The following is a 12,197-nucleotide window of genomic DNA, read 5'->3' on the forward strand; positions in this document are numbered from 1 at the left end:
TTGTGATGTACTGATTTTTAAAGGTTTCAGTAAGCTTGGTTTTCTATTGCTATTTTATCCGAAGGTAACTTAGTTTTGGCGTGAAAAATATGATGTAGATTTTTATGGTAGTTATTGACTTCACAATTCTTTTATTTTTATTTATTGACGTATTTTGGCTGTATTCGTACTCAAATATTATTGTATAACAACAAAATAGTAGCGTTTTAAGTCGGAAGTTGTACCGACACTTGGACAAGAATAGATAAAATTTAAAGAATGTTGTTAAAAATAAAGTGAATTTAAAAAAACCACCAGTGTCAGTTAGTGTCAGTTAGTGTCAGTTAGCGTTGACCACTGTAAGTTAGTGTCATCTGGTGTCGGCTAGATCGCTGTGTAGTAAGTGATTTAGCAATTTTAAATACATTTAGTTATTAGCAATGAATGACTGAATTCCACTTTTTATGCTGAGTGTGAGTAATGATAAAAAATAATATAATAAAAAAAACAAATAGAATGACGGGTCGAATATTTTTCATTATGGGGATGTTAATTTTAAATGTAAATCAAGTGAGAGCTGGTGGTGAAATACCTACTGAAATAGCAGGTATCACACAGATTAACGACGACGCGGTTGAATTCCACCTTGATAGTAATGACTGGGCTGATGTCCACTATAAGGTTAACGGCGGAAATCAAAGAAATATCCGTATGACGTTATCTGTGAATAGCAACAGATTTCAGTTAAACAATTTATCTAGCGGGGATTCAATTAGCTATCGTTTTACTTATTGGGGAAGTGAAGGATTTGCGATTGTTACTTCCGTTCAAAATTATACACTTCAATCTGAACAAGCTAAAGATACGGACAATGATGGTGTTATTGATAGTATTGATCAATGCCCTACAACTCGTAAAGGTGCCAGCGTTAATGAAGTCGGTTGCGAACTTGATGGTGACAACGATGGTGTGGTTGATAGCTTAGACCAGTGTCCAAATACTCAAAGTGGTCAGGCTGTTGATACAAATGGTTGTGAAGTGGCTACTGAAATGACAGGGATCGAACAGGTTGGCTCAGATACTGTTAATTTTTATGTGAATAATAATGCCTGGGCTGACGTTCATTTCAAGGTCAACGGAGGAGGGCTGCGAAATATTCGCATGCTTGGATCTGGAAATGGTAATCACTTTCAGTTAAATAACCTGTCTATTGGTGATTCGATTGTTTATAGCTTTACCTACTGGACTGGAAAGTCTGCAACTGACACTGAAAGTAAAACTTATACGCTTGAATCTAGTTCTGTAAATGATACTGACAGCGATGGCGTCATTGATAGTATTGATTTGTGCCCTAATACTCGACCAGATGTAGTTGTTAATGAGGTCGGTTGTGAAGTCGAGCCTGAAATTGACTCTGATGGTGATGGTATTAACGATGCAATAGATCAGTGTGGAAATACGCCAATGGGTAATCCAGTCAATGAGTTCGGTTGTCCTATCAATGACGCTGACATCACGCCTTTATTTAATGCTGACACAGTATTGGAACCAAGTGTTATTTCAGAGACGAATAATGCTGTGATAACCCGTTTTGCAGACCGTGGTCGTGACCGTCACGCAAAAGAAGATCATTTCCAAGCATACGATCATTACCTTTCACATTATTGGACCCACAGAACGGCTCGTTTTAAATTTGTTGATACTGTCGCTAAAGGCGGCAGTGATATTGAAATCACTTTTGTTACAGAGTGGAAACTGGGCGTTAAAGAGTTTAGGGCTTGGTATAGAGGAATTGGCACTGTAGCCGAATATCATGGGAATTATGAGAATCATGTTCAAGAAATTGCTAATGGTACTTTCGATGATAATTTGGAGTTGGTAAGTAATGATGGAAACCAATATAAATATCGACTTACTATTGATCAATTTATCGCTCTTGATGGTACTAGAAGTGATTTAGCGTTAGGTCAGTATATGGAGATTGAAGTGAGTCAATTTCTTGATAATGCCCCAGAAGGACGTGATAACTATTACGGTACAACTTACCTCTATCAAGTTGGTGCAGGCGGTATGGTTCCTTGGAAAACAGTGGGCGACTTTGCTGACCAGTCTTCTGAACGTGAAAATTCTAAACCTATTAATGAGGCTGCTTGGTTAGGTGGTAAAACAACGCTACCTTATCAATATAGCGCGGAGCCTGATAATCATTTTATGCAGATGGCGACGAATCTATCTAGCGTTAATGGCCAAGCTTTTGTTTTAGGCCGCCGTGTTCACCACTCGAATATGGGCAGTGGAGAGCATGATGAATCAGCAAAAAATGGGATTTTTGAGGAGCTTAAAAATAAAATTGGAACGCATTACGTTAATAACTCATGTTCTTCTTGCCATGCTAGAAATGGTCGCGCACCTGTTGCTGACGTTGGCGAGGCATTAGACAAGTGGGTGTTTAAAGTTGCGGATAGCAATGGAAATCCACATCCGCTTATTGGGTCCGTACTACAGCCAAACAATGTTGGAATTGCAGAGCAAGAGGGTGAAGGTGGTGTTGCTCTTGGTGCTTGGAGTGAATCTAATGGTTTACGCTCACCAAATTATGAGTTTTCTAAAAATAGACCTGCACAATTTTCTGCAAGACTTGCACCGCAACTTGTTGGTTTAGGGTTACTTGAAGCGGTTAGTGAGGGGGTGATTTTACAACGTGAAGATCCTCAAGATACAAATCAAGATGGTATTTCAGGTCGAGCACAAAAGGTAACTGACCCCGTTACTGGCGAAACTCGTCTAGGCCGGTTTGGTTATAAAGCTGGAGCGTCTAGTTTGAAACATCAAATTGCAGGTGCTTTAAATACTGATATGGGTGTGATGACGAGTGTGCTACCTAATCCTGATTGTGGAGCAGAGCAAAAAAATTGTAACAATAGTCAAGGGGCTGAGCTATCTGATGAGAATCTTGATAATTTAGTTAAATACATTGCTTTGTTAGGTGTTAGACCTCAGCGTGATATTGAGCAACAACAGGTCATTGTTGGTAAGCAGAAGTTCAATGCTATTGGCTGTGAAAGTTGTCACCGAGATACAATGCAAACGAGTTCATATGCACCTTTTTCTGAACTTAGAGACCAAACTATTCATCCTTATACGGATCTATTACTGCATAATATGGGGACTGGCTTAGCTGATAATTTAGGTGAAGGTCAAGCTACTGGAGCAGAATGGCGGACTGCGCCACTTTGGGGGTTAGGTCTTTCAGCTTGTGTTACAGGCGGTGTGATTGATGTAGACCGTAATAAGCGGGGTGATGAAGTTTGTTCTCCAGATGCAAGTTATCTACATGATGGTCGTGCAAGAACAATCGACGAAGCTATTCTGTGGCACGGCGGTGAGGCTCAACTATCTAACGAAAATTACCAAAACCTATCAACAGCTGATAAACAAGCTTTGATTGCCTTCTTACGCTCTCTATAACGAGCGTTAAATAACAGTTCAAAGCCAGCTAATAATATTAGGTGGCTTTGAACTCGTTTACAGAAATTAATTCGTGTGAAGTAATTCTAAATATTTTTTTGTATTTTCTTACCAGCTAAAATTAGAATTTGTATGTTGCAGCAAGGTATGCAGAAGCAATCGTTACGTTAGTATCCTTAGCCTTTTTCTGTTCAAGTTTAAAAGAATCAGCTTCATAACCAATACGGAAACTTATATCTGAAAATGTAGCGGGTGTATATTCTAAACCAGCGCCCCAATGTATAGCTTGTGCATTTTTATCGTCGCTGGAAACAAAAAACCACCGAGCAAAGCAGGGTGGTTTAGATATTTATCACTGTATTAGTCTATTAGTCTATTAGTCTATTAGTCTATTAGTCTAGTCGTGTGTATAGAGCTGTTCTAGATATTGCTTTGTGCTTTCTTGCCAGCTAAAACGAGCCGACTTTGCGTTGTCTGCAATCTTTGCCCATGTTTTAGGTTTGTTTGCATGGAGTTTGATTGCTTCGTTAAAGGCATTAATCAAGTTATCACTTTGTTCTTGTAGTGATGAACCGTTAAAGCTAAAGCCATTTTCTAAATGCTGAACAGTGTCCTTTAAACCGCCAACAGCATGAACGAGGCAAGGTTGACCATCACGCATGGCTAACATTTGGCTAATACCACAAGGCTCGAATGAACTTGGCATTAAAAACAGATCACCATGTAGATACATTTGATCGGATAATGTCTGGCCATAACCATTTAAGAATAAGAAATTATCGTGACTTGCCATTAGCTGCATGAATTCAAATTCAATGCGAGTATCGCCAGAACCTAGAATGATCATGCGGCCATTCATGCGTGCAAGATCATCAAGTAATACAGACAATACTGTTTTACCTTGATAAGGCTGACGTAATAACAGTGCTTTTTGATCGGTTAAACGACCAATGCTGGTTACTAAAAAATCAGTGAAAGGTGCTTGGCTATTCCAGGTATTGATCTGTTCATTCGCAAGGTAATGTACCGTTTTTAAATGTTCAGACTGTGCTAACCAGCGCTTAACTTGTTGCTGTGCAGGGGCTAAAAAGGTACTTAGTGCAGGTGGTTTAGTGCGTTTTTTATTGACTGTATCTGTGTATTCACAGCCATTTAAAATACCGACTAAACGATTTTGCTGTTTTGCGTTTGCCAGATCTTGTTCTAGTCCTTCGCCACCAAAGAAACCATTGCTAGCATCACTGGCGTATAATACTTCTTCCGCATAAGTCGGTGATACCACATGGACTTTGTTACACAGATTGATACCAGCGCGCATTGGGTTATAGCAGTGGTTATAGCGCGGATCGCAAATGGCATTTTTATCAAAATTAAGTGTTGGGAACCAATGTAGTAAACTTGATTTATCGCCTGCAATCGGACGGATACCTTGCAAGGCAATGTTATGCACGGTGTAAACCGAGTGGATATTAGCAAGTGCTTTATATTGCGGAGCGTATTGGGCTAATACAGCTATTGTTGCACTGTGCCAGTCGTGTAAGTGTAATACATCAGGTCGGGTTAATTTTGACTCGATAAGAAGTTGGCATACAGCAAGATTAAACAAGGCGTACTTTGTTGCGTCAGTAGCAAAAGGGCGGTTGCCTTCGTCATGACTATACACATGACCGCCTTGACTAAATAAGGGATGTTGCAGTACAAACTGACGTACTTTATTTGGTGTTTCGGGTAAAAACAGTTCGAATAGGGTAACTGTTTCGGTTTGACCTGCAAACCCAACCTTTACACTTGCAAGTTTGCGTGACTCAAACTTGTTCGCGTAATGACCATAATCAGGAATCAGAACATCAACGCTTATATCATGGTTAGGTAAAGCTTTTGGTAAATCCCGAACTACGTCAGCAACGCCACCAACTTTAGCACCTGGTATCGCATCATTTTCGGCGGCTATCATTAAAACGTGCATGAATAAATTGTCCTTAAAGCAGAATATTAAAGTTGTCTTATTGAAATATAATCGTGGAATTAAAGAGACTTATTGTTATAAAACAAAAATAGCAATAAGTCACTTAGTTAAGAGACTTATTGCCTATAAAACATTAATTTTCAGTTATCGATTAAACGAGTTCTGCAGTTTGTTTAGCGGCTTTTTCTAGTGCTGCTTTAACGCCCTTTTCTGCCATTTTTTTAAGCATATCCGATGTTACTAAGGTGATCCCTTTTGCGGATACGCGGAAACCGTTTGCTAAGTCTTGGTCTTTATCATAGCCTACGATCAATCCGGCTGGTAATACACATTTGCTGTCGATGATAGTACGGCGCAATTTACAATTTTCGCCTATATTAGCACCCGGTAATATTACCGACTCTTCAATTGTTGAGTATGAATGCACATGTACATTTGAAAATAGCAGTGATTTACGGATTGTTGAACCTGAAATAATACAACCACCAGAAACGGTCGAATCGACAGCCATACCACGGCGTACATCGTTATCAAAAACAAATTTAGCTGGTGGTAGTTGTTCTTGGTACGTCCAAATTGGCCAGCTTGAATCATAAAGGTTAAGTTGTGGCTCAGGTGTCACTAGTTCCATGTTTGCTTCCCAGAACGAGTCAAGCGTGCCTACATCGCGCCAGTACGGCTGTTGATCACTATTTGGATCGCTGAATGGGAATGCAAATACTTGATGATCTTCAATGATTGCGGGAATGATGTCATTACCGAAATCACGGTCAGATGTAGTTCGCGTCGCATCTTTTTCTAGTTGATCAAATAAGAACTCAGTATTAAATACATAGTTGCCCATTGATGCTAAACACTGCCCTGGTTTACCTGGGATCTCATTTGGTTGTGCAGGTTTTTCGTCGAAACGCTTAACGCGGTTATCTTCGTCTACTGTCATTACACCAAACTGGCCAGCCGCTTCTTCTGTTGCGACTTCGATACAGCATACCGTCATGTCAGCCCCATTTTCAACGTGCTTAGCAAGTAGATCACCGTAATCCATGCGATATACGTGGTCACCAGACAAGATCATGACGTATTTTGGCATTTCTGAACGAATAATATCGATGTTTTGAAATACGGCATCTGCCGTACCTGAATACCAATCGTTACCGTAACGTTGTGATGCCGGTAAGATCTCGACAGACTCAGACAATTCTTTCTTGAAATGTCCCCAACCACGGTTTACGTGACGGATTAATGAATGTGATTTGTACTGAGTTGCAATACCAACACGACGGATCCCAGAGTTAATGCAATTAGATAATGGGAAATCAATAATGCGGAATTTGCCACCGAAAAATACAGCTGGTTTTGCGCGCCAATCAGTTAACTCATGTAAACGACTACCTCTGCCGCCTGCAAGGATTAAGGCGTAAGTATCTTTAGTTAAGTTACTAATATAACGATGTGTACCTTTTGACATATTACTTCTCCATAAGCTTGTGTCGAAATTCGGTTTAATTATTCACCCTTGAATTAACTATTAAATCAATGCTTTAAGTTATTTTGTTGTGAAAGCAAGAGTAATCAAGGGCTTAATAAATAGTGTTAAATCAAGCGTCCAGCTGTGTTAGCTTCCAAATATCTTGATTGTATTCATTAATTGTTCGGTCGCTTGAAAACGTGCTACTTGCTGCGGTGTTCAGAATGCTTAATCGTGTCCATGCTGCTTTATCTTGATAGGCGAGGGCGGCTGATTGTTGCGCTTCACAGTAGCTTGCAAAATCATGGGCGACTAACCACTGATCATGCGGGTTTAAAATTGAGTCGATTAATGGTTGGAATAAACCATTTTCAAATAAGTTGAAATGGCCACTGTTGAGTAATGTCATTACACTGTTTAGTTTGTCGTCATTGGCAATGATATTTTCAGGGTTGTAGTGAGCCCGGATATCGGTGATCTGTTCGCTGTGAGCACCAAACAAGAAGAAGTTATCTGCACCGACAGCATCACGGATCTCGATGTTTGCCCCGTCTAATGTACCGATAGTGGCAGCGCCATTCATCATGAATTTCATGTTGCCTGTACCAGACGCCTCTTTACCTGCGGTTGAGATCTGTTCTGACAAGTCCGTTGCTGCACAGATAGTTTCCATCGCTGTTACGTTGTAATTTGGTAAGAATGCAATACGTAACCAAGGCTGTGCTAGCGGATCGGCATTGATCGTTGCGGCAACGTTATTGATTAATTTGATCGTCAACTTAGCAATGAAATAACCTGGCGCCGCTTTACCACCAATTAATACGCAGCGTGGTGTCATACCTTCGGTATCACCACGACGGATGCGATCATAAAGATGGATAACATGCAGAATATTAAGTAACTGGCGTTTGTATTCGTGCATACGTTTAACTTGAACGTCAAACATCATGTTGGTATCGAATTCAACCCCACATGCTTCTTTTACTAAATCCGCTAATTTTTGTTTGTTGTGTTTTTTAACGTCTTGCCACTTGGCATGGAACTTAGCGTTGTCATAATAACGACGTAGTTTACTGATTTCGCTTAAGTCACGGGTCCAGTTATGACCAATCTTGTCGCTAATCAGTTCGCTTAGTTTTGGATTACAGTGTGCTAACCAACGACGTGGCGTTACACCGTTTGTTTTGTTATTGAATTTGTTTGGTGACAGCTGATAGAAATCATTGAATAAACCTTCACTCAATAACTGGGTGTGCAATGCGGCAACACCGTTTACCGAGAAACTCCCCACAATTGCAAGGTAAGCCATGCGGACTTGTGGATCATCGCCTTCTTCGATAATTGATAACGCACGTTGTTTATCAACATTACCTGGCCACTGACAAGCGACTTCCGTTAAGAATCGCGCATTGATTTCATAAATAATCTCAAGCAGGCGGGGTAATAGGTGTGAAAATAAACGTACAGACCATTTTTCTAATGCTTCTGGCAACAGGGTATGGTTGGTGTACGCCATTGTAGACGTTGTGATCTGCCACGCGAGATCCCAATCTAGATCATGCTCATCCAGTAGTAAACGCATCAGTTCTGCAACCGCCACACTTGGGTGCGTATCATTAAGTTGGAACACGTGGTATTTAGCAAAATCAGTAAAATCACTGCCGTGTACTTTTACCCATTCAGCAATGATGTCTTGTAAGCTAGCAGACGTAAGGAAATATTGCTGACGTAAACGTAGCTCTTTACCGTTTTCACTGGCATCGTTTGGATACAGCACCATGGTAATTTGTTCAGCTAAGTTTTTACGTGCAACCGCTTCGGTGTAGCTACCAGCGTTGAATTCACCGAGATCAAATTCATCTGTTGCCGCTGACTTCCAAAGGCGAAGCGTATTAACGATACCGTTTTGATAACCAGGAACGGGTACATCATAAGGCACAGCGAGTACATCTTCAGTCCCAACCCATTGGTGATGAGTGCGACCTTCTTTATCTTGATAGGTTTCTACATGACCAAAGAACTTAATACGGCGGTTATGCTCTGGCGCGGCAACTTCCCAAGGGTGGCCATCACGTAGCCAGTTATCTGGGTGTTCTACTTGATGACCATTTTCGATGCTTTGATTAAACATACCGTATTCATAACGGATACCGTAGCCTGTCACCGGTAATGCTAAACTTGCACAGCTATCGAGGAAACAAGCAGCTAATCGACCTAGACCACCATTGCCTAAACCGGCATCGTGTTCAGAATCTGCAATGGATTCTAATTTACAGCTGTAATGGCTCAAGCCTTTACGAACACTGTCTTCTAAATCAAGGTTTAGCACCGCATTACCTAATGCGCGACCCATTAAGAATTCTAATGAGATATAAGCTGCACGACGTGTCGGTTGCGTTTGCTGTCGTTTTTTTGTCGCGCGTGATTTTTCCATTAAGCGATCACGGACTGTTAATGCCAGAGCATGGTACAGATATTGTGGTGATTCACCCACTTCATCACGACCAAGGGTATAATGGAAATGACGTTTTAAATCCTCAGGCAAGGTTCTGGCATTCACCACTGGCCCATTATTTGTCTCTAACGTACAAACTTTGTTTGTTTTAGATGTATGTTTTTTTAATGACATATTACTTCCTTTATTATGACATTTGGGCTAACTATTCTTTTATTACTGTGGTTATTTTTTGCTATTTTTTTGGGGGGCTAAGTACACCGTTGATAGCGGTGGTAGCGCTATACAAATACTTTGTGTAAATCCTTGCCATTCAACGTATTCGGCTGTGTAACTCGCTTGGCTTGCAAAACCGCTACCGCCAAATTCAGTATCATCGGTATTAACGATAACCTCATATTCACCTAGATTTGGTACGCCAATACGGTAGCTTGAGTGGCATGCAGGTGTCATATTCGATACCACGACAACATGTTCATCTTTTGCTTTGTTATAACGTAAAAAACTAAACACGGATTGCTCGGCATTACTTGCGTCGATCCAATCAAAACCTTGATGTTCAGTGTCTAACTCAAATAAGGCATCTTGATGACAGTAACTGTTATTTAAGGCTTTTATGAGCGCTTGAACACCTTGATGCGCTGGTTGATCAAGTAAATGCCAGTCGAGTGACTGGTCATGATTCCATTCCGCACGTTGGCCAAATTCACAACCCATAAACAGTAGTTTTTTACCCGGATGTGCCCACATGAAACCGTAATAGGCACGTAAATTAGCAAATTTTTGCCAATCATCTCCGGGCATCTTGTTAAGCAGTGAGCCTTTACCGTGTACAACTTCGTCATGGCTTAGCGGTAAAATAAAGTTTTCACTGAATGCATAAGCTAATGAAAAGGTCATTTCATGATGGTGATGCTGGCGATAGAGTGGGTCGCAGCTCATGTATTCTAAGCTGTCATTCATCCAGCCCATGTTCCATTTATAACCAAACCCAAGGCCACCTTGGTCAGTGAAGGCTGTCACACCTGGCCAGGCTGTTGATTCTTCGGCAACCATCATGATGCCAGGATGATTTTTATAGCAACGCTGATTAACTTGTTTTAATAATTCAATGGCACCTAGATTTTCACGGCCCCCATACTGATTTGGGATCCACTCACCTTCTTGACGGCTGTAATCGAGATACAACATGGACGCAACAGCATCAACACGTAGACCATCAATGGCAAAGTTATCAAACCAAGCAAGTGCATTTGAAATTAAAAAGCTTTGTACTTCGGCGCGATCATAATTAAAGATATGGGTTTGCCAATCGGGATGGAAGCCTTGACGTTTATCCGCATGTTCAAAAAGATGTGAACCATCAAATTGTGCTAAACCATGTGCATCAGCAGGGAAGTGTCCAGGTACCCAATCGATTAATAAACCTATGTTGGCTTCGTGACAAGCGTCAACAAAAAATTGGAAATCCGCCAAGCTACCAAAACGACTGGTCGGGGCAAATAAACCAACAGGCTGATAACCCCACGAACCATCAAACGGAAATTCACTGATTGGCATTAATTGGATATGCGTAAACCCAAGATCTTTTACATAAGGTACAAGCTGTTCGGATAATGCTTTATAACTTAAGAACTCATTATTTTCGTCTCGTTTCCATGAACCCGCATGCACTTCATAGATACTAATAGGTGCGTTAATCGCGTTTCGTTCTGCTCGTTGTGCCCATGCTTTCGCTGGGGACTGCTGCCATACACTAGAGCTTACTTTAGTGGGGACACATGATGCCGTTTGCGGTGGTAACTGCATGGACGAGGCAAATGGATCGGCTTTTTCTAAGCGCTCACCATTTTCGGTAATGATACTGAATTTGTAATTATTGTCGGTATCAGAATCAGTAATATCGGCAATGAATATTTCCCAGATACCTGCACTTAGGTGTTTACGCATTGGATGACGCGTTGGATTCCAATGGTTAAAATTACCGATCAAACTGACTGAGTTTGCATTTGGTGCCCATACCGTAAAACGAACGCCTTCAATATTATCGGTGATCGTCCAATGCGCACCTAAATGGCGTTGAGCTTGTTCCAACGTACCTTCGTTAAATAAGTAGACGGCTTTTGGATCTAAGGTTGATGCAAATTTATAAGGGTCTTGCTCGACTACGGTAGAAAATGGATATGCGATTGTGAGTTGATAATTAGCATTGTATTGTTTTTTTGACAAGCTAAGAACAAACAGGTCGCTGGTACCAACACGTTGATAACGTCGCTGATGGTCTTTATCTTGATAAAACACCTGTTGCGCACCGGGAATGAAAGCGCTAAGTTCGTACTTATCACTGGTGATTTGGTGTGGACCTAAAAAAGCAAAAGGGTCATCGAGTGTACCTTGGTTTAGCGCATCGATTTGATGACTAAAGCGTTCTTCAAAGCGCCCTGTTATTGTTGCTGTAGTCGAAATGTTACTCATGATCCATCCTGGATTAAACGTATTGTTAGTTATCTATTTAGTACGTAGCGTTGATACAACGCTATTATCTGTACCGTAGGTATTAGGTAAATATAAATCGGCTTTATGATCGTTATGCCATTCATTACTATTAATTAAGTAGCGAAAATGAAAATTCTGGTTTGTGGGTAAACGAACTTTAGTGCGGAAAACGTTATCTTTTTTTATGTACTTCATTGGTATTGGTTGCCAATTATTAAAGTCAGCATGCAGTTCGACAATATCACTGTTAATTAATGATGTACTGGTATCGCAGGCGAACTCAAAAGTAACATCGGCCTCGGCTTTTGTTTTAAAAAAACGTTTTTTTAACATGTTATCTTCCTTGTCGTATGTCATCGGTTTAA

Annotated in this window: 6 protein-coding genes; 1 reads left to right on the forward strand and 5 read right to left on the reverse strand. The window is 40.7% G+C overall.

Annotated features, from left to right (window positions below):
• The first annotated feature begins 459 nt into the window (after positions 1 to 459).
• Positions 460 to 3,447: a di-heme oxidoredictase family protein gene (locus HWV01_RS10160; RefSeq protein ID WP_211675256.1), complete on the forward strand. Its 2,988-nt coding sequence runs from the start codon at positions 460 to 462 to the stop codon at positions 3,445 to 3,447.
• Positions 3,448 to 3,844: 397 nt separating this feature from the next.
• On the opposite strand, the gene HWV01_RS10165 is transcribed toward HWV01_RS10160, so the two are convergent.
• The 5 genes from HWV01_RS10165 to HWV01_RS10185 form a co-directional block, all read right to left on the reverse strand.
• The gene (locus HWV01_RS10165) at positions 3,845 to 5,413 is read right to left on the reverse strand and encodes a glycogen synthase (protein WP_211675257.1); all 1,569 of its coding nucleotides are present in this window, start codon (positions 5,411 to 5,413) and stop codon (positions 3,845 to 3,847) included.
• 151 nt (positions 5,414 to 5,564) lie between these two features.
• Positions 5,565 to 6,881: a glucose-1-phosphate adenylyltransferase gene (gene glgC / locus HWV01_RS10170; protein ID WP_211675258.1), complete on the reverse strand. Its 1,317-nt coding sequence runs from the start codon at positions 6,879 to 6,881 to the stop codon at positions 5,565 to 5,567.
• A 130-nt stretch (positions 6,882 to 7,011) separates the two neighbouring features.
• Positions 7,012 to 9,510 (reverse strand): glycogen/starch/alpha-glucan phosphorylase, encoded by a 2,499-nt coding sequence (locus HWV01_RS10175; protein ID WP_211675259.1) that lies wholly within the window; start codon positions 9,508 to 9,510, stop codon positions 7,012 to 7,014.
• A 51-nt stretch (positions 9,511 to 9,561) separates the two neighbouring features.
• Positions 9,562 to 11,811 (reverse strand): 1,4-alpha-glucan branching protein GlgB, encoded by a 2,250-nt coding sequence (gene glgB, locus HWV01_RS10180; protein ID WP_211675260.1) that lies wholly within the window; start codon positions 11,809 to 11,811, stop codon positions 9,562 to 9,564.
• Between the two features lie 33 nt (positions 11,812 to 11,844).
• A complete protein-coding gene (locus HWV01_RS10185; protein WP_211675261.1) occupies positions 11,845 to 12,165 on the reverse strand; it encodes an isoamylase early set domain-containing protein in 321 nt (106 codons plus the stop codon).
• Between the last annotated feature and the right edge of the window lie 32 nt (positions 12,166 to 12,197).

Origin of the sequence: Moritella sp. 5, from assembly GCF_018219455.1 — a bacterium.
GTDB lineage: Bacteria > Pseudomonadota > Gammaproteobacteria > Enterobacterales > Moritellaceae > Moritella.

What these genes read in the sequence shown, in the direction of transcription:
- glgB (WP_211675260.1), bottom strand. Translation starts at nt 11,811, where the DNA reads ATGAGTAACATTTCGACTACAGCAACAATAACAGGGCGCTTTGAAGAA.
- HWV01_RS10185 (WP_211675261.1), bottom strand. Translation starts at nt 12,165, where the DNA reads ATGTTAAAAAAACGTTTTTTTAAAACAAAAGCCGAGGCCGATGTTACT.
- HWV01_RS10175 (WP_211675259.1), bottom strand. Translation starts at nt 9,510, where the DNA reads ATGTCATTAAAAAAACATACATCTAAAACAAACAAAGTTTGTACGTTA.
- HWV01_RS10165 (WP_211675257.1), bottom strand. Translation starts at nt 5,413, where the DNA reads ATGCACGTTTTAATGATAGCCGCCGAAAATGATGCGATACCAGGTGCT.
- HWV01_RS10160 (WP_211675256.1), top strand. Translation starts at nt 460, where the DNA reads ATGATAAAAAATAATATAATAAAAAAAACAAATAGAATGACGGGTCGA.
- glgC (WP_211675258.1), bottom strand. Translation starts at nt 6,881, where the DNA reads ATGTCAAAAGGTACACATCGTTATATTAGTAACTTAACTAAAGATACT.